This window comes from Mycobacterium sp. UM_11 (assembly GCF_001414075.1).
Classification (GTDB): Bacteria; Actinomycetota; Actinomycetes; order Mycobacteriales; family Mycobacteriaceae; genus Mycobacterium.
This window is the reverse complement of record NZ_LATC01000043.1, coordinates 15,356-40,383: the sequence shown is the minus strand read 5'-3', so window position 1 is coordinate 40,383 and position 25,028 is coordinate 15,356. Positions and strand designations below refer to the sequence as shown.

At 70.7% G+C, this 25,028-nt stretch carries 26 protein-coding genes and 1 pseudogene; 21 read left to right on the top strand and 6 right to left on the bottom strand.

Going from position 1 to position 25,028, the window contains the following annotated elements; translation table 11 throughout:
* Window positions 1–2,215, top strand: a 2,215-nt coding sequence (locus WU80_RS13120; protein WP_055405768.1) for a [protein-PII] uridylyltransferase, incomplete at its 5' end; no start/stop codon positions are given.
* A 1-nt stretch (window position 2,216) separates the two neighbouring features.
* On the opposite strand, the gene WU80_RS13115 is transcribed toward WU80_RS13120, so the two are convergent.
* Both WU80_RS13115 and WU80_RS13110 read right to left on the bottom strand, forming a co-directional pair.
* A complete protein-coding gene (locus tag WU80_RS13115) occupies window positions 2,217–3,947 on the bottom strand; it encodes a DEAD/DEAH box helicase (RefSeq protein WP_055404845.1) in 1,731 nt (576 codons plus the stop codon).
* Window positions 3,948–4,048: 101 nt separating this feature from the next.
* Window positions 4,049–4,846, bottom strand: coding sequence for an alpha/beta hydrolase (locus WU80_RS13110; protein WP_055404846.1), 798 nt, complete (start codon window positions 4,844–4,846; stop codon window positions 4,049–4,051).
* A gap of 131 nt (window positions 4,847–4,977) precedes the next feature.
* Here WU80_RS13110 and ffh point away from each other — a divergent pair, with 131 nt between their 5' ends.
* The 4 genes from ffh to WU80_RS13090 are packed head-to-tail and all read left to right on the top strand — an operon-like array spanning window position 4,978 to window position 10,135.
* Complete coding sequence (gene ffh, locus WU80_RS13105; RefSeq protein ID WP_055403261.1) at window positions 4,978–6,543, top strand: signal recognition particle protein; 1,566 nt, start codon at window positions 4,978–4,980, stop codon at window positions 6,541–6,543.
* Window positions 6,544–6,555: 12 nt separating this feature from the next.
* A complete protein-coding gene (locus tag WU80_RS13100) occupies window positions 6,556–7,647 on the top strand; it encodes an amidohydrolase family protein (RefSeq protein WP_156349544.1) in 1,092 nt (363 codons plus the stop codon).
* A 33-nt stretch (window positions 7,648–7,680) separates the two neighbouring features.
* Window positions 7,681–9,531: an amidohydrolase family protein gene (locus tag WU80_RS13095; RefSeq protein ID WP_156349543.1), complete on the top strand. Its 1,851-nt coding sequence runs from the start codon at window positions 7,681–7,683 to the stop codon at window positions 9,529–9,531.
* A 1-nt stretch (window position 9,532) separates the two neighbouring features.
* Window positions 9,533–10,135 carry a TetR/AcrR family transcriptional regulator gene (locus WU80_RS13090; RefSeq protein WP_055403259.1) on the top strand — a complete coding sequence of 201 codons (603 nt, stop codon included), beginning with the start codon at window positions 9,533–9,535 and terminating at the stop codon, window positions 10,133–10,135.
* Here WU80_RS13090 and WU80_RS13085 read toward each other — a convergent pair.
* On the bottom strand, window positions 10,130–11,002 hold the full coding sequence (locus WU80_RS13085; protein WP_055403258.1) for a D-alanyl-D-alanine carboxypeptidase family protein: 873 nt from the start codon (window positions 11,000–11,002) through the stop codon (window positions 10,130–10,132). The two genes, WU80_RS13090 and WU80_RS13085, sit on opposite strands and share 6 nt — an antisense overlap.
* 58 nt (window positions 11,003–11,060) lie before the next feature.
* Between WU80_RS13085 and WU80_RS13080 the strand changes: the two genes are divergently transcribed.
* The 6 genes from WU80_RS13080 (at window position 11,061) to trmD (ending at window position 13,978) form a co-directional block, all read left to right on the top strand.
* The gene (locus WU80_RS13080; protein WP_055403257.1) at window positions 11,061–11,480 is read left to right on the top strand and encodes a nuclear transport factor 2 family protein; all 420 of its coding nucleotides are present in this window, start codon (window positions 11,061–11,063) and stop codon (window positions 11,478–11,480) included.
* Window positions 11,481–11,526: 46 nt separating this feature from the next.
* On the top strand, window positions 11,527–11,808 hold the full coding sequence (locus WU80_RS13075; protein WP_055403256.1) for a hypothetical protein: 282 nt from the start codon (window positions 11,527–11,529) through the stop codon (window positions 11,806–11,808).
* Window positions 11,809–11,972: 164 nt separating this feature from the next.
* Complete coding sequence (rpsP, locus tag WU80_RS13070; RefSeq protein ID WP_055403255.1) at window positions 11,973–12,500, top strand: 30S ribosomal protein S16; 528 nt, start codon at window positions 11,973–11,975, stop codon at window positions 12,498–12,500.
* Window positions 12,501–12,505: 5 nt separating this feature from the next.
* Window positions 12,506–12,748 carry an RNA-binding protein gene (locus WU80_RS13065; protein WP_003878715.1) on the top strand — a complete coding sequence of 81 codons (243 nt, stop codon included), beginning with the start codon at window positions 12,506–12,508 and terminating at the stop codon, window positions 12,746–12,748.
* Window positions 12,749–12,764: 16 nt separating this feature from the next.
* Window positions 12,765–13,286, top strand: coding sequence for a ribosome maturation factor RimM (gene rimM / locus WU80_RS13060; protein ID WP_055403254.1), 522 nt, complete (start codon window positions 12,765–12,767; stop codon window positions 13,284–13,286).
* Window positions 13,283–13,978 (top strand): tRNA (guanosine(37)-N1)-methyltransferase TrmD, encoded by a 696-nt coding sequence (gene trmD, locus WU80_RS13055; RefSeq protein ID WP_055403253.1) that lies wholly within the window; start codon window positions 13,283–13,285, stop codon window positions 13,976–13,978. Before rimM ends, trmD begins: the two co-directional genes overlap by 4 nt.
* 9 nt (window positions 13,979–13,987) lie before the next feature.
* On the opposite strand, the gene WU80_RS13050 is transcribed toward trmD, so the two are convergent.
* Window positions 13,988–14,956 (bottom strand): hypothetical protein, encoded by a 969-nt coding sequence (locus tag WU80_RS13050; RefSeq protein ID WP_055403252.1) that lies wholly within the window; start codon window positions 14,954–14,956, stop codon window positions 13,988–13,990.
* A gap of 345 nt (window positions 14,957–15,301) precedes the next feature.
* Between WU80_RS13050 and rplS the strand changes: the two genes are divergently transcribed.
* The 4 genes and pseudogenes from rplS (at window position 15,302) to WU80_RS13030 (ending at window position 17,689) form a co-directional block, all read left to right on the top strand.
* Complete coding sequence (gene rplS, locus WU80_RS13045; RefSeq protein WP_055403251.1) at window positions 15,302–15,643, top strand: 50S ribosomal protein L19; 342 nt, start codon at window positions 15,302–15,304, stop codon at window positions 15,641–15,643.
* 69 nt (window positions 15,644–15,712) lie between these two features.
* Window positions 15,713–16,582: a signal peptidase I gene (gene lepB / locus WU80_RS13040; RefSeq protein ID WP_055403250.1), complete on the top strand. Its 870-nt coding sequence runs from the start codon at window positions 15,713–15,715 to the stop codon at window positions 16,580–16,582.
* A gap of 2 nt (window positions 16,583–16,584) precedes the next feature.
* Window positions 16,585–17,347: pseudogene (locus WU80_RS13035) on the top strand (ribonuclease HII); the annotation flags it as partial.
* A 36-nt stretch (window positions 17,348–17,383) separates the two neighbouring features.
* On the top strand, window positions 17,384–17,689 hold the full coding sequence (locus WU80_RS13030) for a DUF2469 domain-containing protein (protein WP_007171389.1): 306 nt from the start codon (window positions 17,384–17,386) through the stop codon (window positions 17,687–17,689).
* A 6-nt stretch (window positions 17,690–17,695) separates the two neighbouring features.
* Here WU80_RS13030 and WU80_RS13025 read toward each other — a convergent pair whose 3' ends face one another.
* Entirely contained in the window at window positions 17,696–18,463 is a 768-nt protein-coding gene (locus WU80_RS13025) for a GAF and ANTAR domain-containing protein (protein WP_055403248.1), read from the bottom strand.
* 227 nt (window positions 18,464–18,690) lie between these two features.
* Here WU80_RS13025 and WU80_RS13020 point away from each other — a divergent pair, with 227 nt between their 5' ends.
* From WU80_RS13020 to WU80_RS13005, 4 genes are all read left to right on the top strand, one after another.
* Window positions 18,691–19,671 (top strand): NAD-dependent epimerase/dehydratase family protein, encoded by a 981-nt coding sequence (locus WU80_RS13020; RefSeq protein WP_055403247.1) that lies wholly within the window; start codon window positions 18,691–18,693, stop codon window positions 19,669–19,671.
* Window positions 19,672–19,738: 67 nt separating this feature from the next.
* Window positions 19,739–20,557 carry a formate dehydrogenase accessory sulfurtransferase FdhD gene (gene fdhD / locus WU80_RS13015; protein WP_055403246.1) on the top strand — a complete coding sequence of 273 codons (819 nt, stop codon included), beginning with the start codon at window positions 19,739–19,741 and terminating at the stop codon, window positions 20,555–20,557.
* Between the two features lie 103 nt (window positions 20,558–20,660).
* Window positions 20,661–21,038, top strand: a complete 378-nt coding sequence (locus tag WU80_RS13010) for a YraN family protein (RefSeq protein WP_055403245.1) — start codon at window positions 20,661–20,663, stop codon at window positions 21,036–21,038.
* Window positions 21,038–22,549 carry a YifB family Mg chelatase-like AAA ATPase gene (locus WU80_RS13005; RefSeq protein ID WP_055403244.1) on the top strand — a complete coding sequence of 504 codons (1,512 nt, stop codon included), beginning with the start codon at window positions 21,038–21,040 and terminating at the stop codon, window positions 22,547–22,549. Before WU80_RS13010 ends, WU80_RS13005 begins: the two co-directional genes overlap by 1 nt.
* A gap of 14 nt (window positions 22,550–22,563) precedes the next feature.
* On the opposite strand, the gene WU80_RS13000 is transcribed toward WU80_RS13005, so the two are convergent.
* Window positions 22,564–22,839, bottom strand: a complete 276-nt coding sequence (locus WU80_RS13000; RefSeq protein ID WP_055403243.1) for a DUF4190 domain-containing protein — start codon at window positions 22,837–22,839, stop codon at window positions 22,564–22,566.
* Window positions 22,840–22,952: 113 nt separating this feature from the next.
* Between WU80_RS13000 and dprA the strand changes: the two genes are divergently transcribed.
* Together dprA and WU80_RS12990 are read left to right on the top strand one after the other, a co-directional pair.
* Entirely contained in the window at window positions 22,953–24,119 is a 1,167-nt protein-coding gene (dprA, locus tag WU80_RS12995; RefSeq protein WP_156349542.1) for a DNA-processing protein DprA, read from the top strand.
* Between the two features lie 31 nt (window positions 24,120–24,150).
* The gene (locus tag WU80_RS12990) at window positions 24,151–25,002 is read left to right on the top strand and encodes a siderophore-interacting protein (protein WP_055403241.1); all 852 of its coding nucleotides are present in this window, start codon (window positions 24,151–24,153) and stop codon (window positions 25,000–25,002) included.
* Window positions 25,003–25,028: the final 26 nt, after the last annotated feature.

Genomic DNA, 25,028 nt, shown 5'->3' with positions numbered 1-25,028 from the left:
TGTGTATAAGAGACAGGACCTGATGTTGTTGCACGACAACAAGTCTGACGATGTGCTGCGCCACGTCGCCGACGGGCTGTGGTACCCGCTGTGGGACGCCAACGTTCGGCTCGACCACAGCGTGCGCACGGTGCCGGGCGCCCTGGGCGTCGCCAACAGCGACCTGGTGGCCGCGCTGGGCATGCTGGACGCGCGCCACATCGCCGGCGACGCGCAGCTGTCGGCGGAGCTGATCGACGGGGCGCGGCGCCAGTGGCGCAGCGCGATCCGGTCCAGGATGGACGAGCTCGTCGCGATGACTTACGAACGCTGGCAACGGTGTTGGCGGATCGCGCAGCGGGCCGAGCCGGACCTGAAGTCCGGCCGCGGCGGGCTGCGCGACGTCCAACTGCTCGACGCGCTCGGCATCGCGCAGCTCATCGACCGCCACGGCATGGGCCACCCGGACGCGCCGGGGGGCTCGCTGGACGCCGCATACCTGGCGCTGCTCGACGTCCGCACCGAACTGCACCGGGTATCGGGCCGCGGCCGCGACCAACTGCTGGCGCAATTCGCCGACGAGGTGAGCGCCGCGCTGGGCATCGGGGACCGATTTGCGTTGTCGCGCATGCTGTCCAGCGCCAGCCGCACCATCGCCTACCACGCCGAGACCGGGCTGCGGACCGCGCAGAACGCGCTGCCGCGACGCGGCTTCACCGCTTTGGTGCGGCGCCCGCGGCGGCGACCGCTGGACGAGGGCGTGGTCGAGTACGACGGCGAGGTGGTGCTCGCCCGCGACGCCCACCCCCAGACCGACCCCGGGCTGGTGCTGCGCGTCGCGGCCGCGTCGGCGGACACCGGCCTGCCCATCGGCGCCGGCACGCTCAAACGGCTGGCCGACAGCGCCGGCGACTTGCCGTCGCCGTGGCCGCGGGAGGCGCTGGACGACCTACTGGTCGTGCTCCTGGCGGGACCGACGACGGTGAACACGATCGAGTCGCTGGACCGAACCGGGTTGTGGGGCCGCCTCTTCCCCGAATGGGACGCGGTGCGCGACCTGCCCCCGCGTGACGTCTCGCACAAGTGGACCGTCGACCGCCACATCGTCGAAACCGCCGTCAACGCCGCCCCGCTCACCACCCGCGTGGCGCGATCCGACCTGCTTGCGCTGGGCGCCCTGCTGCACGACATCGGCAAGGGCCGCGGCACCGATCACTGCGTGCTCGGCGCGGATCTGGCGATCCCGATCGGCGAGCGGCTCGGCTTGTCGACCCAGGACACCGAGACGCTCGCCGGCATGGTTCGCCACCATCTACTGCTGCCGATCACCGCCACCCGGAGCGACCTCAACGACCCCAAGACCATCGAGTCGGTGGCCGCTGCCCTGAACGGGGACCCGCAGCTGCTCGAGCTGCTGCACGCGCTGGCCGAGGCGGATTCGAAGGCCACCGGGCCCGGGGTGTGGAGCGACTGGAAGGCGTCGCTGATCGAGGATCTGGTCCGTCGTTGCCGGTTGGTGATGGCGGGCGAGCCGCTGCCGGAAGCCGAACCGGTTGCGCCGCATTATCTTTCGCTGGCGGCCGGGCGCGGCGTGCATGTGGAGATCACACCCGGTGACCGCGAGCGCTTGACCGCGGTGATGCTCGCGCCGGACCAGCGCGGGCTGGTGTCCAAGGCCGCCGCGGTGCTGGCGCTGAACTCGTTGCGAATTCACTCGGCGCTGGCCAACATTCACGAGGGCGTGGCGATCGTCGAGTTCGTCGTGTCGCCGGTGTTCGGCTCGCCGCCCGAATCGGGCTTGCTGCGCCAGCAATTCAACGGCGCGCTGGCCGGCGACCTCGATGTCCTCGGCACGCTGGAGAGGCGCGACAGCGACGCCGTCAGCGCCGCCACCGCGCGGGCCGGCGAGATTCAGGCCGGTGTCCCCGTCACCCGGTCGACCGCCCCGCCGCGCATCCTCTGGCTCGACACCGCGACGGCCGGCCAGTTGCTCTTCGAGGTGCGCGCCATGGACCGCATGGGGCTGCTCGCGTTGCTGACCAGCGCGCTGGAACGCGCCGGCGCCGACATCGCCTGGGCCAAGGTGAACACCTTCGGGTCGACGGCGGCCGACGTCTTCTGCGTGACGGTGGATGCCAACGCCGAACCGGAGGCGCGGGCGGCGATCGAGCAGAACCTGCTGGGAGTGCTGGGCGGCCCCGCGGTCGAGGTGCTGCAGGAGCCGGTCGGCGACTAGTTCAGGAGTGCTCGGCGTTGAGCCGCCGCAGGGCCTCGATGCGGGCCTGAATCTGCTCGCGGCTCGCGGCGGCGATCGGCGGGCCCCCGCAACGGCGGCGAAGCTCGCTGTGGATCCAGCCGTGCGGCTTGCCGATGCGGTGGTGCGTGGCCGACACCAGCGTGTTGAGCTCGCGGCGCAGCTCCCGCAGCTGGCCGTGCATCGACGGCGGCGCGGAGACCGCGGCCGGCACCCCCTGCGCGGCCCGTCGCTGGAGCTGTTCGTCCTGGCGGCGGTGCAGCAGCGCCCGCATCTGCTCGGCGTCCAGCAGGCCCGGGATGCCGAGGTAGTCGGCCTCCTCGTCGCTGCCGGCCGGGGCCGCGGTGCCGAAGGACGAGCCGTCGAAGATGACCTGATCCAGCTCGGCGTCGGCGCCCAACGAGGTGAAGCCGTTGTCGGCTTCGGTTTTCTCCGTCTGCGTCCTGGTGGCGGGATCGCCGTCGAGGGGATCCTCGTCCGGGCGGTGCGGCTCCCCGAGCACGTGGTTGCGTTGCGCCTCCAGCTCGCTGGCCAGCTGCAGCAGGTTGGGCACCGACGGCAGGAAGATGCTCGCGGTCTCGCCGGGCCGGCGCGAGCGCACGAACCGGCCGATGGCCTGCGCGAAGAACAGGGGAGTCGAGGCGCTGGTGGCGTAGATGCCGACCGAGAGCCGGGGCACGTCGACGCCCTCGGAGACCATCCGCACGGCCACCAGCCAGCGGCTGCTGCCGGCGGCGAATTCGCTGATGCGAGCCGACGATCCGGGATCGTCGGACAGCACCACCGTCGGCGCCTCCGAGGTCAGCCTGGTCAGCAGGGCGGCGTAGGCGCGGGCGGCGGTGCGGTCGGAGGCGATGATCATGCCGCCCGCGTCGGGCACGTGCGCGCGCTTCTGGCGCAGCCGCTGGTCGGCGGCCGCGATCACCGCCGGCATCCATTCCCCGGCCGGGTCGAGCGCCGTCCGCCAGGCTCGCGCCGTGTGCTCGGCGGTCAGCGGCTCGCCGAGCCGCGCGGCGTGCTCCTCGCCGGCGCTGTCGCGCCAGCGCGCCTCCCCGGAGTAGGCCAGGAACACCACCGGCCGGACCACCCCGTCGGCGAGGGCCTCGGCGTAGCCGTAGGTGTGGTCGGCCCGCGACCGCCGGACCCCGTCGGCGCCCGATTCGTAGGCGACGAACGGGATCGGGCTGTCGTCGCTGCGAAACGGCGTGCCCGTCAGGGCGAGCCGGCGCGTGGCGTCGCCGAAGGCCTCGCGGATCGCGTCACCCCAGGTCTTGGCGTCCCCGCCGTGATGGATCTCGTCGAAGACGACCAGCGTCCTGCGCTGTTCGGTGCGCACCCGGTGCAGCGTCGGGTGCGCGGCGACCTGAGCGTAGGTGACCATGACGCCGTGGTACTCGCCCGACGTGTGGGCGTTGGAGTTGGAGAACTTCGGGTCCAGGGCGATGCCGTGCCGCGCCGCGGCCTGCGCCCACTGCACCTTGAGGTGCTCGGTGGGCACCACGACCGTGATCTGCTCGACGGCGCGCTGGCTCAGCAGCTCGGCGGCCACCCGCAGCGCGAACGTCGTCTTGCCGGACCCCGGGGTCGCGACGGCCAGGAAATCGCGCGGCCGGGCGGCCAGGTATTTCACCAACGCCCGGCGCTGCCACCCGCGCAGCGCCCGGCCGCTGTCGTCGACGCCGGCATCCGTGCGAGCGACCGGTTGCACGGACATTTCCCCCCATGGTGCAGTTTTCGACGAGGCCGGCGTGATTGAGCGGTGGCTGTGAAATCTAGCACGCCAACGCTTTTCGGCGCAGCAACGACTCGAGCGGGTTATCCCACCCGGCTCGCCAGGTCGCGCGCCACCAGCCACGCGTCGATGCGTCGGGCGACGTCGGCCCAGCCCGGCTCGAGCATCATGTTGTGACCCATGTCGAAGAATTCCGCCTCGGTCGCGTACGCGCGCGCCGTGGCGCGCACCGCGCCGACGCTGACGAAGCCGTCGTGGGTGGCGCCGAGCACCAGCATCGGCGTCGTCACCCGCTGCGTCTTGACCCGGCGGAACATCGGGTCGGTCATCGCCGCGCGGATGCTCTCCGGGCCGGCGCGGTGCCAACAGGATTCGACGATGTGCTCGGGCGTGTCCGCGCAGAACAAATACCCGCGCGCCAGCTTCTGCGTGCGCAGGAATCTGACCAAGGTGGGGTCGTTGAACGAGTGCACGGTCATCCACGGACGGCGCCGCCAGACGCGCAGCGAGGCCCCGAGCACACCCGACGGCGGCAGCGAGCCCACCAGCACGGCGGCCGGGGCGGTGCGGTCCTCGAGGTAGCGCTGGATCGTGTAGCCGCCGAGGGAATGGCCGATGAGCACCGGGGAGCCGCCCAGGTCGTCGGCGACCGTGCGGACGTCGTCGAGGTAGTCCTCGATCGAAACCTTGTGCAGCGGCTTGTCCGTCGGGCTGGCGCCGTGCCCGCGCAGGCTCATCGCGACCGCGCGATAGCCGGCGTCGGCGAAGTAGTCCAGGAAACCGTCGTCCCAGCACCACGCGGCGTGCCACCCGCCGTGCACGAACAGCAGCGGCACCGGATGGTCCGGGCTGCAGGCTCCCTTGTCGATCACCTCGAGCATGAGGCCATTCAAGCCCGCGCGCCGCTTCCTCGAGACTGAAACCACGCACACGTTCTGCGGCGTGTCGTGTGCGTGGTTTCAGTGTCGCGGTCGACGGGCCGCCGCGCTTGCAGTACCACTAGGCTGGCGGGGTGTTTGAATCGCTGTCCGACCGGTTGACCGGTGCCCTTCAGGGACTACGTGGCAAGGGTCGACTGACCGACGCCGACATCGAGGCCACCACTCGCGAGATCCGGCTGGCGCTGCTGGAAGCCGACGTGTCGCTGCCCGTGGTGCGCGCGTTCGTCACCAGGATCAAGGACCGCGCCAGGGGCGCGGAGGTCTCCGGGGCCCTCAACCCGGCCCAGCAGGTGGTCAAGATCGTCAACGAAGAGCTGATCGGCATCCTGGGCGGTGAGACCCGCCAGCTCGCCTTCGCCAAGACACCGCCGACCGTCGTGATGCTCGCCGGCCTGCAGGGTTCCGGCAAGACCTCGCTGGCCGGCAAGCTGGCCGCCTGGCTGCGGGGGCAGGGCCACACCCCCCTGCTGGTCGCGTGCGACCTGCAGCGTCCCGCCGCGGTGAACCAGCTGCAGGTCGTCGGCGAGCGCGCCGGCGTCCCGGTGTTCGCGCCGCATCCCGGTGAGTCCCCCGAATCCGGTCCCGGCGACCCGGTCGCCGTGGCGGCGGCGGGCCTGGCCGAGGCGCGCGCCAAGCACCACGACGTCGTCATCGTCGACACCGCCGGCCGGCTGGGCATCGACGAGGAGCTGATGAGCCAGGCCGCCGCCATCCGCGACGCCGTCAACCCCGACGAAGTGATCTTCGTCCTCGACGCGATGATCGGTCAGGACGCCGTGACCACCGCCGAGGCCTTCCGCGAGGGCGTCGGCTTCACCGGCGTCGTGCTGACCAAGCTCGACGGTGACGCCCGCGGTGGCGCCGCGTTGTCGGTCCGCGAGGTGACCGGCGTGCCAATCCTTTTCGCCTCCACCGGCGAGAAGCTGGAGGACTTCGACGTCTTCCACCCCGACCGGATGGCCAGCCGCATCCTGGGCATGGGCGACGTGCTCAGCCTGATCGAGCAGGCCGAGCAGGTCTTCGACGCCGAGCAGGCCGAGGCCGCCGCCGCCAAGATCGGCACCGGCGAGCTGACGTTGGAGGACTTCCTGGAGCAGATGCTGGCCATCCGCAAGATGGGCCCGATCGGCAACCTGCTGGGCATGCTGCCCGGCGCCGGCCAGATGAAAGACGCGCTGGCCCAGGTCGACGACAAGCAACTCGACCGGCTGCAGGCCATCATCCGCGGCATGACGCCGCAGGAGCGGGCCGACCCGAAGATCATCAACGCCTCGCGGCGGCTGCGCATCGCCAACGGGTCGGGCGTCTCGGTGTCCGACGTCAACCAGCTGGTCGACCGCTTCTTCGAGGCCCGCAAGATGATGTCGTCGATGCTCGGCGGCATGGGCATTCCCGGCATGGGCCGCAAGTCGGCGACCCGAAAGGCCAAGGGCGGCAAGGGCAAGAAGGGCAAGAAGGGCGGGCGCGGTCCGACGCCGCCCAAGAACCGCAACCCGCTCGGCGCCGGGATGCCGAACATGCCGGCCGGCTTCCCCGATCTGTCGCAGATGCCCAAGGGCCTCGACGAGCTGCCGCCCGGCCTGGCGGATTTCGATTTGTCCAAGCTCAAGTTTCCAGGCAATCCGGGACGAAACTAACCCGCCGTGCGTATGCACGTGCGAGGTGTGGGGCTGCCCGACGAGACCCCAATCGAGCTGTGGATCGTCGACGGCCGCATCAGCACCGAGCCCGTCGCGGGGGCCGACACCGTCTTTGGCTCGTCTGGGTTTCAAGGCTGGATCGTGCCCGGCCTCGTCGACGCCCACTGCCACGTCGGCCTCGGCGAGCACGGCGAGATCCCGATCGACGACGCGATCGCCCAGGCCGAAATCGAACGCGACGTCGGTGCGCTGCTGTTGCGGGACTGCGGCTCACCAACCGACACCCGCAGCCTCGACCAGCACGACGATCTGCCGCGCATCATCCGCGCCGGCAAGCACCTGGCCCGGCCCAAGCGCTATGCGGCGGGCTTCTCGCGCGAATTGGAAGACGAATGGCAGCTGCCGCAGGCGGTCGCCGAGGAGGCCAAGCGCGGGGACGGCTGGATCAAGCTGGTCGGGGACTGGATCGACCGCAGCGTCGGCGATCTCGCCCCGCTGTGGTCCGACGACGTGCTCAAGGCCGCGATCGAGACCGCGCATGCCCATGGCGCCCGGGTGACCGCGCACGTTTTCAGCGAGGACGCGCTGCCCGGCCTGATCAAGGCCGGCATCGACTGCATCGAGCACGGCACAGGCCTCACCGACGAGGCCATCGCGCTGATGCTCGAGCACGGCACCGTCCTGGTCCCCACGCTCGTCAACATCGTGGAGAACTTCCCCGGCATCGCCGAAGCGGCCGCCGCGAAGTACCCGGTCTACGCCGCCCACATGCGCGACCTGCACGCCCGCGGCCCGGACCGGATCGCCGCGGCCCGCGAGGCGGGCGTGCCGATCTACGCCGGCAGCGACGCCGGCACCATGGTCGCGCCCGGACGCATCGCCGACGAGGTCGAGGCGCTCAAGCGCATCGGGATGGGCCCGACCGAGGCGCTGGGCGCGGCGTGCTGGGACGCCCGCCGCTGGCTGCGGCGGCCGGTGTTGGACCATGGCGCGTCGGCCGACCTGCTGTGCTTCGCCGACGACCCGCGGTCCGGCCCGGCCGTGCTGCGCCGCCCTGACCTGGTGATATTGCGCGGCCAGGTGTTCCGCCCGCAGGCGTAGACGGGGAAGGGCGACACGCCCTTGGCGAAAAAGATTGCGAGTGCTTGCTATCTATGTTACGGTCGGTTCCACCACGACGACCTGGAGGAAAAAGTGGCTTACGACGTGATCATTCGTGACGGGCTGTGGTTCGACGGGACCGGCGCCGCGCCGCGCACCCGCACGCTGGGTATCCGCGACGGCGTCGTGGCCACGGTGTCGGACGCGCCGCTGGACGAGGCGGGTTGCCCCGAGGTGATCGACGCGGCCGGCAAGTGGGTGGTTCCCGGCTTCATCGACGTGCACACGCACTACGACGCCGAGGTGTTGCTGGACCCGGGCTTGCGGGAGTCCGTGCGCCACGGGGTCACCACCGTGTTGCTGGGGAACTGCTCGCTGTCGACCGTCTACGCCAGCTCCGAGGACGCCGCCGACCTGTTCAGCCGTGTCGAAGCCGTGCCGCGCGAATTCGTCTACGGCGCACTGCAAAACAAGACCTGGTCCACCGCGGCGGACTACATCAAGGCGATCGACGCCCTGCCGCTCGGGCCGAACATCGGCTCGCTGCTGGGCCATTCGGACCTGCGGACCGCGGTGCTGGGGCTCGATCGGGCCACCGACGCCGCCGGCAAGCCGACCGACGCCGAGGTGGAGAAGATGGCGGCGCTGCTCGAGGAGGCGCTCGACGCCGGCGTGCTCGGCATGTCGGGAATGGACGCGCCCATCGACAAGCTCGACGGCGAGCGCTTTCGGTCGCGGGCGCTGCCGTCCACCTTCGCGACCTGGCGCGAGCGGCGCAGGCTGATCAAGGTGCTGCGCAAGCGCGGCCGCATTCTGCAGAGCGCGCCCAACGTGGCCAAGCCGTCGACCGGGATCCTGTTCTTTCTGGCGAGCAGCCGAATCCTCAACCGGGGCAAAGGTGTTCGCATGAGCATGCTGGTTTCGGCCGACGCCAAGTCGATGCCGCTGTCGGTGTACGTCTTCGGCCCGGGGACCCGGCTGCTGAACAAACTGCTGGGCTCGAGCGTGCGGTTCCAGCATCTGCCGGTGCCGTTCGAGCTGTACTCCGACGGAATCGACCTGCCGGTCTTCGAGGAGTTCGGCGCCGGGACGGCGGCCCTGCACCTGCGGGATCAGTTGGAGCGCAACGAGTTACTGGCCGACGAGGAATACCGCCGCCAGTTCCGGCGCGAGTTCGACCGCGTCAAGCTCGGCCCGTCGTTGTGGCACCGCGACTTCCATGACGCGGTGATCGTCGAATGCCCCGATAAATCGTTGATCGGCAAGAGCTTTGGCGCCATCGCCGATGAGCGCAAGCTGCACCCGCTCGACGCCTTCCTCGACGTGCTCGTCGAGAACGGCGAGCGCAACGTCCGGTGGACGACCACCGTCGCCAACCATCGGCCCAAATTGCTGGACGCGCTCGCCAAGGAAGGCAGCGTGCACATGGGCTTCTCGGACGCCGGCGCGCACCTGCGCAACATGGCCTTCTACAACTTCCCCGTGAAGCTGCTCAAGCGGGTCCGCGACGCCCACCGGGCCGGCGCGCCGTTCATGCCCATCGAGCAGGCGGTGCACCGCCTGACCGGTGAGCTCGGGGAGTGGTTCGGGGTCGACGCCGGCACGCTGCGCCAGGGCGACCGCGCGGACTTCGTGGTGATCGACCCGAGCGGGCTCAACGAGGCGGTCGAGGGCTACTACGAGGAAGAGGTGCCCTTCTACGGGGGCCTGCGGCGCATGGTCAACCGCAACGACGACGCCGTCGTCGCGACCGGTGTCGGCGGCGCGGTCGTCTTCCGGGCGGGCCAATTCCGCGACGGCTACGGCCAAACCGTGAAATCGGGCCGCTACCTGCGCGCGGGCCAGCGGCACCGGGGCCAGGGCGCCCTGAAAATCGGGGTGTGACATGGCCAGAACCCAGCAGCAGCGTCGGGAGGAGACCGTTGGCCGGCTCCTCGACGCGTGCATCGAGACCATCATCGAGGTCGGATACGCGCGGGCGTCGGCGGCCGTGATCACCAAACGCGCGGGGGTGTCGGTGGGCGCCCTGTTCCGGCACTTCGAGACCATGGGCGACTTCATGGCGGCCACGGCGTCCGAGGTGTTGCGCCGCCAGCTCGAGACGTTCACCAAGCGGGTCGCCGAAATACCGCCGGACCGCCCGGCGCTCGAAGCCGCCCTGGCGATCCTGCGCGACGTCACCGCCGCTCCCACCAACGCCGTGCTCTACGAACTGCTGGTCGCGGCGCGCACCGACGAAAAGCTCAGGGACACCTTGCAGCACGAGCTGCGCCAGTACTCCACGAAAATCCACGAGGCCGCGCGCGCGCTGCCGGGCGCCGAGAATTTCCCCCAGGACACCTTCCCGGTGCTCGTGGCGGTGCTGACCAACGTGTTCGACGGCGCCGCGGTGGTGGAGGGGGTGCTGCCGCAGCCGCAGATCGCCGAGCAACGGATTCCGATGCTGATGACGCTGCTGTCCGCGGCCGCCCCGGGCGCGGGCCTATAGCGAGCCGATGCTGGACTGCGGGTTGAGCGCGAAGCCCCAGTCGAACAGCGTCGCCGCCTGGTCCCAGTAGCTCGGGCCGCCGGTCTTCACCAGGCCGTACATCATGGCGATGACCAGCCGCCGGCCGCCGCGGGCGGCCGCCCCCACGAAGGTCTTGCGGGCGGCGTCGGTGAAGCCGGTCTTGCCGCCGATCGCGCCGGGGTAGCGCTGCAACAGCTCGTCCTGATTGGTGATCGGTGCATCGCCGTGGTCGCCGGGGAACATCGCCGACGGCTCGGCGGTGATCTGCGCAAACACCGGATTGGCCATCGCGGCGCGGAAGATGACGGCCAGGTCGTGGGCCGTCGAGGAGCCCGACCCGCCGGGCCCGTCCAGGCCGGACGGCGTCGAGGCGTGGGTGCTCGTGGCGCCCAGCGACGCTGCCTTGGCGTTCATCTTGGCGACCGTCGCCTCCGGGCCACCCAGCATGTGCGCCAGCGTGTTGGCGGCGTCGTTGCCCGAGACCAGCAGCAGGCCGTCGAGCAGTTGGCGCGCGGTGTAGACGTGGCCCGGTTTGACGCCGACGCAGTTGCACTCCACCTGGGTGTCGGCGGTGTCGGCGACCACGGTGGAGTCCAGGCTGACCTGGTCCAGCGTCACCAGCGCGAGCAGCACCTTGATGGTGCTCGCCGGCGGGTGGGCCACGTTCTGGTCGCGGCCGGCCAGCACCTGACCGCTGTCCAGGTCGGCCACGATCCAGGTCTGGGCCGGCCCGTCCGGGATCGGCACCGAGCCGACGGGCTGCATGGCGTCGGCCCACGACGTGGGGGCGGTGGCACCCGCACCGACCGTGAACAGGGCCGCGGCGGCGGCCATGAGCTTGCGCATGGGCCGAAAGTCTAACTTCCGGGCCACCCGGGTGCGGATTTTCAGTACTGTCCCTCCCATGTTGAGCCTGGCCGAGATTTCCGACCGCCTAGAGATCCAGCAGCTGCTGGTGGACTATTCGACCGCCATTGACCAGCGCCGATTCGACGACCTCGACAAGGTGTTCACCCCGGACGCGTACATCGACTACACCGCGCTCGGGGGCATCGAGGGTCACTATCCGGAGGTCAAGAAGTGGCTGTCCGAGGTGCTGCCGAACTTCCCGGTGTACGCGCACATGCTGGGCAACTTCTCGGTGCGAATCGACGGCGACACGGCCTCGTCGCGGGTGATCTGCTTCAACCCGATGGTGCTCGGCGGCGACAAGGAGCAGGTGCTGTTCTGCGGGCTCTGGTACGACGACGAGTTCCTGCGCACGGCCGAGGGCTGGCGGATGACGCGCCGGGTGGAGGCCAAGGTCTTCCAGAAGGTCATGTGACACGGCAAGATCGAGCCGGCTCAGCCATTTCGCTATGGGAGGCACCATGAGGCGCAGCATCGTCGGGGGACTGGCTGCCGCCTTGACGGCCGGTGGCTTGATCGCCATGGCGCCACCCGCCGGCGCCGGCTGCCTGTACGGCGGGTTGTCCGTCAGTAGGTGCGACGGACCGGTTTCTCCGGACGGCACCTGGCAACGCTGCGTGGTGTTCTACTCCGCCTATGGTGGGTCGGGTTCCCGCGGCGCCACTCGCTGCGACATGATGGGTCCTGACCTGCATCCATGGGGTTCCGAATTCAGCAACCCACCCACGCACATCGACGGCTGAGCGCAAATTTCTGCTTGGGCACGGCTGTCTGGCACAATGGGCGGCTGTCCGCGGCGCGATCACGATCGCGTCCCGGTCATCACACTCGAGGCAAAACCGGATCCGGGCATCCCGCCCCGATCGCTGAATTGCAGCGTGACACACACAGGAGAGTTCGCTTAACCATGGCTGTGAAGATCAAGCTCACCCGGCTTGGCAAGATCCGCAATCCCCAGTACCGCATCGCCGTCGCCGACGCGCGCACGCGCCGCGACGGTCGCTCCATCGAGGTCATCGGCCGCTACCACCCGAAGGAAGACCCGAGCCTCATCGAGATCAACTCCGAGCGCGCCCAGTACTGGCTGTCCGTGGGCGCTCAGCCCACCGAGCCTGTGCTCAAGCTGCTGAAGATCACCGGCGACTGGCAGAAGTTCAAGGGCCTGCCCGGCGCCGAGGGCCGGTTGAAGGTCGCCCCGCCCAAGCCCAGCAAGCTCGACCTGTTCAACGCCGCGCTGGCCGAGGCCGAGGGCGGCCCGACCACCGAGGCCGCGAAGCCGAAGAAGAAGGCGCCGGCCAAGAAGGCCGCGAAGGCCGCCGAGCCTGAGGCCGCCGCCGAGGCCCCCGCCGAGCCCGCCGCTGAGACCCCGGCTGAGACCCCCGCAGAGCCCGCCGCCGAGGGCGGCGAGCAGGCCGCGCCGAGCACCGAAAGCTGACGGACGTGAGCACGGTCGTCGTTGACGCGGTGGAGCACCTGGTCCGGGGGATCGTCGACAATCCCGACGACGTCCGGGTGGACATGGTGACCAGCCGCCGAGGCCGCACTGTCGAGGTCCACGTCCATCCCGACGACCTGGGCAAGGTGATCGGCCGTGGCGGACGCACCGCGACCGCGCTGCGCACGCTGGTCGCCGGCATCGGTGGCCGCGGCATCCGCGTCGACGTGGTGGACACCGACCAGTAGCGCTGATGGAACTCCGTTGGAGTTGACCGTCGGGCGCGTCGCGAAGGCGCACGGGATCGGCGGCGAGGTCGTCGTCGAGATTCGCACCGACGATCCCGCTGCCCGATTCGCGCCCGGTAACACTCTGCGCGGCAAGGCATCTCGCGGTGGCGGGGAACGCGACTTCGTCGTCGAGAGCGCGCGCGAACACGGCGGGCGCCTGCTGGTGCGGTTGGCCGGGGTGAGCGACCGCGACTCCGCCGACGCGCTGCGCGGCACGGTGTTCGTCGTCGATTCCGACGACTTGCCTGCCATCGACGAACCGGACACCTACTACGACCACCAGCTCGAAGGGCTGCGCGTGCGCACCGTGGCGGGCCGGGACGTGGGGGTCGTCGCCGAGGTGCTGCACACCGCGGCCGGTGAGCTGCTGGCGGTGCGCCGGGGCGACGGCGGCGAGGCGTTGGTGCCGTTCGTCGGCGCGATCGTGACGTCGGTGTCGCTCGATGACCGGGTCGTGGAGATCGACCCGCCCGAGGGCCTGCTGGATCTGGCATGAGGATCGACGTCGTCACCATCTTCCCGGCCTTCCTGGACCCGCTGCGGCAATCGTTGCCCGGCAAGGCGATTCAGTCCGGGGTGGTCGACCTGCGGGTGCACGATCTGCGCGGCTGGACGCACGACGTGCACCGTTCGGTCGACGACGCGCCCTACGGGGGTGGTCCCGGGATGGTGATGAAGGCCCCGGTGTGGGGCGAGGCGCTGGACGAGATCTGCTCGGATGCAACGGTTTTGGTGGTCCCGACGCCCGCGGGCCGATTGTTCACGCAGGCCGACGCCCAGCGGTGGAGCGCCGAAGCCCACCTGGTGTTCGCCTGCGGTCGCTACGAGGGGATCGACCAGCGTGTCATCGAGGACGCCGCCCGGCGGATGCGGGTCGAAGAGGTTTCGATCGGTGACTACGTCCTGCCCGGTGGGGAGTCGGCGGCGGTGGTGATGATCGAAGCCGTGGTGCGCCTGCTCGAGGGTGTGCTCGGCAATCCGGCGTCGCATCAACAGGATTCGCACTCGCCGGCCCTGGACCGGCTGCTCGAGGGTCCCAGCTATACCCGGCCGCCGAGCTGGCGCGGGCTCGACGTGCCCGAGGTGCTGCTGTCCGGTGACCACGCGCGCGTCGCCGCGTGGCGGCGGGAGGTTTCGCTGCGGCGCACCCGCGAACGGCGCCCGGAGCTGCTGGACCCGCGGGACTAAAGCCCGCGACTAGAGCCCGCGGCGCAGCGGGTCGGTCCGGCCTTCGGGGAATATCGTCTTCACCGCCCGGGTGATGGTGTCGCGGGCGGTGGCGTCGTCCGAGGGCTGCAGGGACTGCACCACCATGATGTAGCGGCGGTCGGCGCCGATCACGCCCGTCGACAGGTGCATCCAGTCGCTGCCGATGCAGCACATCCAGCCCTGCTTGACCGCCACCGGTTCGGCGTACAGACCGTCCGGGATGCCGAAGCGCTGCGGGTAGCCGTCGAGCCCGTTCGGGGTCGACCGGGCCAGGTCGTCGACGATGACCTTCGCCTTGTCGGCGGGCAACCCGCCCGATCCGTCGAGCAGCATGTCGTAGTAGCGGATCAGGTCGGTCATCGAGCTCATGGTGTTCCACCAGCGCCCGTCGCTGGGCGGGGTGGTCGATCCGAGCCCGTAGCGCGCCGCGACCGCCGTGATGATGGCGTTCTCGCCACCCTGGCCCCAGAACCGTTCGGCCGCACCGTCGTCGGATGACTGAAGCATGACGTCCAACGCCTGCCGGTCGTCCGCGCTCAGCGCGGCCTTGCCCTGGGATTCGTGCAGCAGCAGGTCGTCGGCGATGAACAGCTTGGCCACCGACGCGGTGCCGATGACCTGGCCGTTGCCCGTGGAGACCAGCTGGTGGGTTTTGCGGTCGAGGATCGCGACCGACAGCGCGGCCCCGGCGGCGGCGGCCTCGTCGGTCGCCTGCTGCACCCGCGCCTGCAGGCCGACGGGGCCCGGGATCGCCAGTTGCGGTTCCGGCTGCGGCGGCTTGACCGCTTCGAGCATCAGCTGGGCCGCCTGCGGGGTGGGTTGGCGCAGACCGCGGTCTCCGGTGACGTACACCGGGAAGTTGTAGGCCTTGGCCTGCACCTTTGCCTCGCACCCGGCGGCCACCACCAACGCCACCGCCGCAGTGGCGGTGAACAGCATCAGCGGCCGAACGCGCATTCCTCTCCTCTGACGTGGCTCCGGGGCGCCCGAGTGCACAGGCGCTGGGCTCGTCGCGCCACCTGCCCGGCCGGTCACGCAGGGCCCGGTAGGGCGTTCTGACCCCAGTCATATGTACCATTCACCAGCGATTTCGGCTCGCTGCGAACCGCCTCGGAAGCTGTGATTTTCATGGCAACCGCCCTATCTGGCACAATTGACCAGTTGTCTCCAGCGGTTGCCGGCCGGCCGGGCCGCTTCTTCCCCTGCTGCGAGATACGCCCAAGTTGCCCCAAACCATCGGCTTGGCGACCGCCCCGAGGGGCTGTTGCCGCAGGCCGCGACCGCAAGGAAGTGTCTTCTACGATGAACCGCCTGGACTTCGTCGACCAAGCGTCGCTGCGCGACGACATCCCGGTTTTTGGCCCGGGCGACACCATCAACGTGCACGTCAAGGTCATCGAGGGCGCCAAGGAGCGCATCCAGGTGTTCAAGGGCGTGGTGATCCGCCGGCAGGGCGGCGGGGTCCGCGAGACCTTCACCGTGCGCAAGGAGAGCTACGGCGTCGGCGTCGAGCGCACCTTCCCGGTGCACTCGCCGAACATCGATCACATCGAGGTGGTGACCCGTGGCGACGTCCGCCGCGCGAAGCTGTACTACCTCCGAGAGCTGCGCGGCAAGAAGGCCAAGATCAAGGAAAAGCGCTGAGCTGGCACGGCCGGGCGGCAGTCCCGGTCGGTTTACCGCGCCACAATCTGCGCTGGCTACTCTGATCTCGTGACCGATCCCACGGACTCGCCTGAGCCCCCGTCCGCCCAGTCAGAGCCGAAGGTCTCCACCCGCATCCCGGACCCGCCCGAGGGCGGGTCGGCGACGGTTCCCGAACCGGGACGGCCGGACGCGCCGGAGCGCGCCAAGCGATCGTCACTGCGCGAAATCGCGCTGCTGGCCGTGATCGCCGTGGCGCTCTACTACGTCATGCTGACGTTCGTGGCGCGGCCCTACCTGATCCCGTCGGAGTCGATGGAGCCCACGCTGCACGGGTGCTCCGGCTGCGTCGGCGACCGGATCATGGTCGACAAGATCACCTATCGCTTCCACGCGCCCGGCCCCGGCGACGTCATCGTCTTCAAGGGGCCGCCGTCGTGGAACCTCGGCTACAAGTCGATCCGGTCCAACAACACCGCGCTGCGCTGGGCGCAGGACGCCCTGTCGTTCATCGGCTTCGTGCCGCCCGACGAGAACGACTTGGTCAAGCGGGTCATCGCGGTGGGCGGACAGACGGTGCAGTGCCGGGCCGACACCGGGCTGACGGTCAACGGCAAGCCGCTCAAGGAGCCCTACCTGGATCCGGCCACGATGATGGCCGACCCGTCGGTGTACCCCTGCCTGGGCAGCGAGTTCGGCCCGGTCACCGTGCCGCAGGGCCGGTTGTGGGTGATGGGCGACAACCGGACGCACTCGGCGGACTCGCGTGCCCACTGCACCAGCGTCCCGGCCGAGGCCCTCAAGGGCGTGTTGTGCACGGGCGACCCCACATCGGGCACCGTGCCGGTGTCGAACGTGATCGGCAAGGCGAGGTTCATCGTGTGGCCGCCCGGGCGATGGGGTGGCGTGTCGTCGGTGAACCCGCAACAGCATCAGTAGCCATGGCCACGACGTGGCCGCCGCGGACGGTGATCCGCAAGTCGTCGGGACTGCGCACCCTGGAGTCGGCCCTGTACCGCAGCGGGCTGGGACCGGTGGCCGGCGTGGACGAAGTGGGCCGCGGCGCCTGCGCGGGCCCGCTGGTGGTGGCCGCCTGCGTGCTCGGGCCGGGGAGGCTGGAAAGCCTTGCGGCCCTTGATGATTCGAAGAAGCTCACGGAGAGCGCCCGGGAGAGACTGTTCCCGCTGATCCGTCGTTACGCGCTGGCCTACCACGTGGTGTTCATACCGCCGGCCGAGGTGGACCGCCGCGGCGTGCACGTCGCCAACATCGAGGGCATGCGCCGCGCCGTCGCGGGCCTGCCGCTGCGGCCCGGTTACGTGCTCAGCGACGGGTTCCGGGTGCCCGGGCTGGCGGTGCCGTCGCTGCCGGTCATCGGCGGCGACGCGGTGGCGGCCTGCATCGCCGCGGCGAGCGTGCTGGCGAAGGTCAGCCGCGACCGGCTGATGGTCGCCATGGACGCCGACCACCCGGGATACGGGTTCGCCGAACACAAGGGCTACAGCACACCGGCGCACAGCACGGCGCTGACGCAGCTCGGCCCCTGCCCCGAACACCGCCATTCGTTCATCAACGTCCGGCGTGTGGCCATAGGGTCAGGGGGATCGGGCAGCCGCGTGGTGGCCGAATGCAAAGGGGACCCTCCGCCCGCGCGTGGCGGATGTCGGTGAGGAAAGATGGGACCAGGATTCCCCGGGCGCAACGCCCGGAAGTGTTTCTCCGAGAAGGACGTCTGAACAGATGAGTGCCGAGGATCTCGAAAAGTACGAAACCGAGATGGAGCTCTCGCTGTACCGCGAATACAAGGACATCGTGGGTCAGTTCAGCTACGTCGTGGAAACCGAGCGGCGGTTCTACCTGGCCAACAGCGTGGAGATGGTGCCGCGCAACGCCGACGGCGAGGTGTACTTCGAGCTGCGCCTGTCCGACGCCTGGGTGTGGGACATGTACCGGCCGGCGCGCTTCGTCAAGCAGGTGCGGGTCGTGACGTTCAAGGACGTCAACATCGAAGAGGTGGAAAAGCCCGAGCTGCGGCTGCCCGAATAGCCGGCGCTAGCCACCCTCGGGCGGCTGCGTGTCTTCCGCCGTCGGAAGTTCGCCGCGTCTGTCGATGACCTCCCGCGCGACGTCGGCCAGCTTGATGTTGAGCGCCTGGGAATGCCGTCGCAGCAGGTCGAACGCCTGCTCCTCGGTCATGTCGTGGAGCAGCATCAACATGCCGACCGCCTTGCCGATCTCGCGGTTGCTGAGCAGCCCCCGGCGCAGGCTGGTGGCGTCCTCGCCCTTGGCGACCGCGTTGATGGCGACGCTGGCGAACGCGGCCAGCACCGCCGCCCGCCCGGCCGCTTCGGCATCGAACATGTTGGGGGTGTCGCTGAACAGGTTGAGCGCGGCGCCCTTGCGTTTGTCGACCAGCAGCCGAAAGCCCATCGCGCCGCGCACCGGGGTTTCCTCCACCAAGACCTTCGCCAGGCGCGGCCACAGCGACGGCGTGGTCAGGTCCGGGTCGATCTGCGGGGTTTCCTCCTCGATCGCGTCGATGCAGGGCCCGTCGCCGGAACGCCGTTCCAGGTCGTCGATCTGCTGGGCCAGCCGGTCGCTCGCGCCGACCGTGACGTAGCGGTCGCCGTCGCGCACCAGCAGGCTGGCGTGGTCACACCCGCGGACCACCAGGGTGGCCGCCACGCAGATGGCCGCGTACATCTGGCCGGCGTCCGAGCCCTGGTAGATGATCTCGGCCAGCGCGGCGAACACCGTGCCGGGGTCGGCCTTTTCCCCGCCGGGCGTCGGCCGGCCCGCGACCGTGGATTCATCCCCCATGCTGTGCCTCTTTCCTGCGCCGTGACCAGCCGACCCCTCGTTTCGATCGCCGTAGATTATCGGCTTTCGACCCGGGCCTCACACGCTGTTCGGCGCGATTGCGACGAATTCCACGTGTCTTGGCTATCCGCTCGCGGACGCGGGAAACGTCACCAGTTCGTGCCCGCCGCCCGGTGACGTTGCCCACCGGTGGTTTCGTCGGGGCCCGGGCTGGAAAAAGCCTTGGGATGGGAATTACCGTCGCGGTGACCGGGCCCACCGGAGAGATCGGCATCTCAGCGGTGACGGCGCTGGAGCGAGAGCCGTCCGTCGACGCCATCATCGGGATGGCGCGCCGTCCGTTCGACCCGGCGTCGCGGGGCTGGCTGAAAACCACCTACCAGCGGGGCGACATCCTGGACCGTGAGGCCGTCGACGCCCTGGTGGCACAGGCCGACGTGGTGATCCATCTGGCCTTCATCATCATGGGATCGCGGGAGGAGAGCGCCCGCATCAACCTCGAGGGCACCCGCAACGTGTTCGAGGCGACGGTCGCCAGTGAGCGGACGCGGCGCCTGGTGTACACGTCGTCGGTGGCCGCGTACGGCTACCACGGCGACAACCCCAGCCCCCTGACCGAGGACGTCCCGGCGCGAGGGTCCGCGGAGCACTACTACTCGGCGCAGAAGGCGGCCTGTGAGGCGGCGCTCGGTGAGATCACCAAGGACTCGCCGCTCGAGGTGTTCGTGTTGCGGCCCTGCATCGTGGCCGGGCCCAACGCCACCGTGCTGGCCGACGCGATGCCGTGGAACCAGCTGCCCGGCCCGGTGCGCGCCCTGGTCAAGGCGCTGCCCATTCTCAAGCCGGTCGTCCCGGATCCGGGTTTCCCGTTGCAGCTGGTGCACCACGACGACGTCGCGAGCGCGATCGCGCTGGCGGCCACCGCGCCGGCGCCGCCCGGGGCCTACAACATCGCCGGGGACGGCGTCGTGACGGTGGCCGACGTGGTGCGCGCTTTGGGGGGCCGCCCGGTGCGGGTCCCGGCGGTTGCGGCCGCGGCCGCTTCCGCCGCGCTGTCCCGGGTGCCGCTCGTCCCGTCCATGCTGGAGTGGCTGCACACAGCGCGCACGTCGATGGTCATGGACACCACCAAAGCGCGCACCCAGCTCGGCTGGCGGCCGGTGCACTCCTCGGCCGAGACCCTGACCGCGCTGGCGTCGGCGGTGTGACGGCCCGACAACCGCGGTACGTTGGCTGCGTGAGGCTCCGGCTGCCGGGCGACGGTGAAATCGGCTAGTGCGGCACGTAACCGCGCGCCGGCGGGTGAAGCATCTCACCGCCGGGAAGGCGACCACCCGGCCGGAGACCCTCGTCGTCGAGGAGCCGCTGGAGATTCGGGTCAACGGCGCGGCGGTCACCGTCACCATGCGCACCCCTGGTGCGGATTTCGAACTGGCGCAAGGCTTTCTGCTCACCGAGGGGGTGATCGGGGGCCGCGACGACGTGCAGACCATCCGTTATTGCGGAGGTGCCGTCGACGGCACGAACACCTATAACGTGCTCGACGTGACGCTGGCCGACGGGGTGGCGCCGCCGGCGCTCGACGTGACGCGCAACTTCTACACCACCTCGTCCTGCGGGGTCTGCGGCAAGGCGTCACTCGACGCGGTCCGGCTGATCGGCCGCTTCGCGCCGGGGGCCGACGCCGCGACCGTCGCGGCGAGCACGCTGGCGGCGATGCCCGCCCAATTGCGTTCGGCCCAAAAGGTTTTCGACAGCACCGGCGGGCTGCACGCCGCGGCGCTGTTCGGCGTCGACGGCACGATGTGGGCGGTCCGCGAGGACGTCGGCAGGCACAACGCGGTCGACAAGGTCATCGGCTGGGCGCTGGAACATCGGCGGGTGCCGCTGGCGGGTTCGGTGTTGCTGGTCAGTGGGCGGGCCTCCTTCGAGTTGACGCAGAAAGCGATGCTGGCCGGGATTCCGGTGCTGGCCGCCGTGTCCGCGCCGTCGTCCCTGGCGGTCTCGCTGGCCGAGGAGTCGGGGATCACGCTGGTGGCGTTCCTGCGGGAGGACTCGATGAACGTCTACACCAGGGCGGATCGCATCGGCTGATCGCCTTCGGCCGCGTTGTGCATGGACGCGGCACTGGGGATGACCGGTCGTGGCGCGAGTCGCCAAGGCCCGCCTTGTCGGACCAATCGCGCACCGTGGCCGCATGACCACCGAAACACCCATGACCCGGGCGCAGCTGGGGGCGATGGGCGAGGCGCTCGCCGTCGACCACCTGACCCGGATGGGACTGCGCATCCTGCACCGCAATTGGCGCTGCCGCTACGGCGAACTCGACATCATCGCGTGTGACGAGACCGCCCGTACGGCGGTGTTCGTCGAGGTGAAGACCCGCACCGGTGACGGCTATGGCGGGCTGGCGTGCGCGGTCACCGAGCGCAAGGTTCGCCGGCTGCGCCGCTTGGCCGCGCTGTGGCTGGCCGGCCAGGACACGCGCTGGGCGGCGCTGCGCATCGACGTGATCCGGGTGCGGGTCGGGCGGCGGCGCACCCCCGAGATCACGCACCTGCAGGGGATCGGCTGATGGCGCTGGGTCACGCGTTCTCGGTCGCCGTGCGCGGGGTGGACGGGCAGATCGTGGAGATCGAAGCCGACATCAGCAACGGGCTGCCGGGCGTGCATCTGGTGGGTCTGCCCGACGCGGCGCTGCAGGAGTCCCGCGACCGGGTGCGGGCGGCGGTGAGCAACTGCGGCAACGACTGGCCCATGTCGCGGCTCACGCTCGCGCTGTCCCCGGCGACGCTGCCCAAGATGGGGTCGGTCTACGACATCGCCCTGGCCGCCGCCGTCCTGTCGGCGCAACGGAAAACCCCGTGGGACCGCCTGGAGAAGACGGTGCTGCTGGGCGAGCTGTCGCTGGACGGTCGGGTGCGCCCGGTGCGCGGCGTGCTGCCCGCGGTGCTGGCGGCCAAGCGCGACGGCTGGCCGGCCGTCGTCGTCCCCGCGGAGAACCTGGCCGAGGCCAGCCTGGTCGACGGCATCGACGTCTGGGGGGTGCGCACGCTGCGGCAACTGCAGCGGTGGCTCGGCGGGTCCGCCGCCTTGGACGACAGGATCACCACGAGGGCCACTGAGCCGGAGCCCTCGGCGGATCTGGCCGACGTGGTCGGTCAGACCCAGGCGCGGTTCGCGGTGGAAGTGGCCGCGGCCGGGTCGCACCACCTCATGCTCACCGGGCCGCCGGGCATCGGCAAAACCATGCTCGCGCAACGGCTTCCGGGCCTGCTGCCGCCCCTGTCGGAGAGCGAGTCGCTGGAGGTCACCGCCATCCATTCGGTGGCCGGGCTGCTGTCGGGGGACACGCCGTTGATCACCACGCCGCCTTTCGTGGCGCCGCATCACACCTCCAGCGTGGCCGCGCTCGTCGGCGGCGGTTCGGGCATGGCGCGCCCGGGCGCGGTCAGCCGAGCGCACCGCGGGGTGCTCTTCCTCGACGAGTGCGCCGAGATCAGCGTCCACGTGCTGGAAGCGTTGCGAACCCCGTTGGAGGACGGGGAGGTTCGCCTCGCCCGGCGCGACGGGGTGGCGTGTTATCCGGCCCGGTTCCAGCTGGTGATGGCCGCCAATCTGTGCCCGTGCGCGCCCGCCGACCCGCAGGACTGCATGTGTGCGGCGGCGGTCAAGCGCCGCTACCTGGGCAAGCTGTCCGGGCCCCTGATGGACCGGGTGGACCTGCGGGTGGAAATGCACGGGGTGCGCGCGGGCGCGTTCTCGGGTGGCCAAGCCGAGTCGACGGCGCAGGTCCGCCATCGGGTGGCGCAGGCCCGCGCGGCCGCGGCCGCGCGGTGGCTACCGCACGGGTCTCGCACCAACGCGGAGGTCAGCGGGGCGCTGCTGCGCCGCAAGTTCCGTCCCGGCACCGCCGCGATGACCCCGCTGCAACAGGCGCTGGATCGTGGCCTGCTCAGCATCCGGGGCCTGGACCGCACCCTGCGGGTCGCGTGGACTTTGACCGACCTGGCGGGCGGGGTGGCGCCCGGGCCCGAGGAGGTCGCGGCCGCGCTCAGCTTTCGGCAGCCGGGAGCCCACCGATGAGCGCCGGCCGCCGGTCACCAGTACGCCTTCGTCAGCCAGTCGTTGTGGCCGCCCCGGACCGCGATCGCGACGGTCACCAGGATGGCGAAGGCCCGCGCGAACTGCGCCATCGCGCGGCCGGCCTCGCCGCGCCGTTCCATGTCGCGCAGCGCGACGCACGCGAGGACGCCGCTCAGGATCGGGATCGGCAGGCCGCACCAGCTGATCAGGCTCAGGGCGAACGCGGTGATCGCCCACGGGTTCACCGGCCGGGCGGGCGCGGCGAGCCGCGTCGGCGGGCAGATGATCATTGTTCGCTCCTTTCGTCGCCGGCTGCGCGATGGCGAATGGGGGGCCACGACAACACATTCGCGTATGGGGCTCAACGGATTCTTGGTGGATTCTTGGGACCTGGAGCATGGCGATGCTGACCGCGGTCGACGACCCTGCGCTGCGCGCCTGGGCGTACCTGTCCCGGGTGGCGGAGCCGCCCTGCGCCGAGCTCGCCACCCTGGTGCGACGCGTGGGCCCGGTGGAGGCGGCCGACCGCGTCCGCCGCGGGCACCTGGACGACGACCTGGCGCGGCACACCGAGGCCAGACGCGAAATCGACTGCGCAGCAGCCGATCTGGACCTGATTGCCGGGCGCGGGGGGCGGTTGATCACGCCCGGCGACGACGAGTGGCCGGTGCTCGCGTTCGCCGCGTTCGCCAGCGGCCCGGCGCGCGGCCGCGGTGGGGCGCCGCTGGTGTTGTGGGCGCAAGGCCCGGTCCGGCTCGACGAGGCCGCGCACCGCGCGGCCGCGGTGGTGGGAACCCGGGCCGCGACGGCTTACGGCGAGCGGGTGGCCGACGACCTGGCGGTCGGGCTGGTGCAACGCGACGTGGCCGTCGTCTCCGGCGGCGCCTACGGCATCGACGGCGCCGCGCACCGGGCGGCGCTGGCCGCCGACGGAATCACCGTGGCCGTTCTCGCCGGCGGGCTCGACATTCCGTATCCCAGTGGCCACTCGGCCCTGCTGCATCGCATCGGCCAACACGGGCTGGTCTTCACCGAGTACCCGCCCGGTGTGCGGCCGGCGCGGCACCGATTCCTGACCCGCAATCGCCTGGTGGCCGCCGTGGCCGGGGCCGCGGTGGTGGTGGAAGCGGGCCTGCGCAGCGGCGCGGCCAACACCGCCGCCTGGGCGCGCGCGCTGGGCAGGGTGGTGGCCGCCGTGCCCGGGCCCGTGACCTCATCGGCGTCGGCCGGATGCCACGCGCTGCTGCGTGACGGCGCCGAACTGGTCACCCGGGCCGACCACATCGTCGAGCTCATCGGCCGCATTGGCGAGCTGGCGGCCGAGGAACCGCGCCCGGCGACGGCGCTCGACGGGCTCGGCGACGCCGAGCGCCGGGTCTACGAGGCGCTGCCGGGCCGCGGCGCCGCCACCATCGAGCAGCTCGCGGTCGCCTCGGGGCTGGCGCCCGAGCGGGTGCTCGGGCCGCTGGCGATTCTCGAGCTGGCGGGGTTGGTGCGCCGCCAGGAGGGCAGGTGGCGACTTGTCCGGGCCACCGGCGGCCAAGCTGCGGTGACGGCGCGACTCGTATAGTCGACGGGGGTCGCAGGGAACAGGAGGACAAGTGGCGGGTCGACCTCTGCAACGCTTCGAGGTTGTCGATACCAAGGAGCTCACACCGCACATGGTCGCGGTCGTGCTGGGCAGCAAGGACTTCGACGCCTTCGTGCCCAGCAAGTTCACCGACTCCTACGTCAAGTTGGCGTTCGTCGCCGACGACGTCGACGTCGAGGCCTTGCCCCAGCCGTTGACCCTGGACAGCTTCGCCGGCCTGCCCCCCGAGAAGCGGCCGTCGGTGCGGACCATGACGGTCCGCCACGTCGACCCGGCGGCCCGCGAGATCACCCTGAACATCGTCGTGCACGGCGAGCACGGCATCGCCGGCCAATGGGCCGCGTCGGCCGAGCCCGGCCAGCGGATCTTCCTGATGGGCCCCGGCGGGGCCTACACTCCCGACCCGGCCGCCGATTGGCACCTGCTCGCCGGTGACGAATCGGCGCTGCCCGCCATTGCCGCGGCTTTGGAAGCGTTGCCCGCCAACGCGGTTGGCAAGGCGTTCATCGAGGTGGCGGGCCAGGAAGACGAGATCGGGTTGACCGCGCCGGAGGGCGTCGAGGTGCACTGGGTGTATCGCGGCGGGCGAGCCGACCTGGTCCCCGAGGACCGCGCCGGTGACCACGCCCCGCTGATCGAGGCCGTCACCACCACGCCGTGGCTGCCCGGGCAGGTGCACGTCTTCATCCACGGCGAGGCGCAAAGCGTGATGCACAACCTGCGGCCCTACATCCGCAAGGAGCGTGGCGTGGACGCGAGGTGGGCGTCGTCCATCTCCGGTTACTGGCGCCGCGGGCGCACCGAAGAGACCTTCCGGCAATGGAAGAAGGAACTGGCCGAGGCGGAGGCCGGGACCTCGTAGCGGGTTCGTCGGCCCGACCGCGGGCT

Coding starts and splice junctions, on each gene's coding strand:
- WU80_RS13115 (WP_055404845.1), bottom strand. CDS start 3,947: ATGTCCGTGCAACCGGTCGCTCGCACGGATGCCGGCGTCGACGACAGC.
- WU80_RS13110 (WP_055404846.1), bottom strand. CDS start 4,846: ATGCTCGAGGTGATCGACAAGGGAGCCTGCAGCCCGGACCATCCGGTG.
- WU80_RS13100 (WP_156349544.1), top strand. CDS start 6,556: ATGCACGTGCGAGGTGTGGGGCTGCCCGACGAGACCCCAATCGAGCTG.
- WU80_RS13090 (WP_055403259.1), top strand. CDS start 9,533: ATGGCCAGAACCCAGCAGCAGCGTCGGGAGGAGACCGTTGGCCGGCTC.
- WU80_RS13085 (WP_055403258.1), bottom strand. CDS start 11,002: ATGCGCAAGCTCATGGCCGCCGCCGCGGCCCTGTTCACGGTCGGTGCG.
- WU80_RS13080 (WP_055403257.1), top strand. CDS start 11,061: ATGTTGAGCCTGGCCGAGATTTCCGACCGCCTAGAGATCCAGCAGCTG.
- WU80_RS13075 (WP_055403256.1), top strand. CDS start 11,527: ATGAGGCGCAGCATCGTCGGGGGACTGGCTGCCGCCTTGACGGCCGGT.
- rpsP (WP_055403255.1), top strand. CDS start 11,973: ATGGCTGTGAAGATCAAGCTCACCCGGCTTGGCAAGATCCGCAATCCC.
- trmD (WP_055403253.1), top strand. CDS start 13,283: ATGAGGATCGACGTCGTCACCATCTTCCCGGCCTTCCTGGACCCGCTG.
- WU80_RS13050 (WP_055403252.1), bottom strand. CDS start 14,956: ATGCGCGTTCGGCCGCTGATGCTGTTCACCGCCACTGCGGCGGTGGCG.
- rplS (WP_055403251.1), top strand. CDS start 15,302: ATGAACCGCCTGGACTTCGTCGACCAAGCGTCGCTGCGCGACGACATC.
- WU80_RS13030 (WP_007171389.1), top strand. CDS start 17,384: ATGAGTGCCGAGGATCTCGAAAAGTACGAAACCGAGATGGAGCTCTCG.
- WU80_RS13025 (WP_055403248.1), bottom strand. CDS start 18,463: ATGGGGGATGAATCCACGGTCGCGGGCCGGCCGACGCCCGGCGGGGAA.
- WU80_RS13020 (WP_055403247.1), top strand. CDS start 18,691: ATGGGAATTACCGTCGCGGTGACCGGGCCCACCGGAGAGATCGGCATC.
- WU80_RS13010 (WP_055403245.1), top strand. CDS start 20,661: ATGACCACCGAAACACCCATGACCCGGGCGCAGCTGGGGGCGATGGGC.
- WU80_RS13005 (WP_055403244.1), top strand. CDS start 21,038: ATGGCGCTGGGTCACGCGTTCTCGGTCGCCGTGCGCGGGGTGGACGGG.
- WU80_RS13000 (WP_055403243.1), bottom strand. CDS start 22,839: ATGATCATCTGCCCGCCGACGCGGCTCGCCGCGCCCGCCCGGCCGGTG.
- dprA (WP_156349542.1), top strand. CDS start 22,953: ATGCTGACCGCGGTCGACGACCCTGCGCTGCGCGCCTGGGCGTACCTG.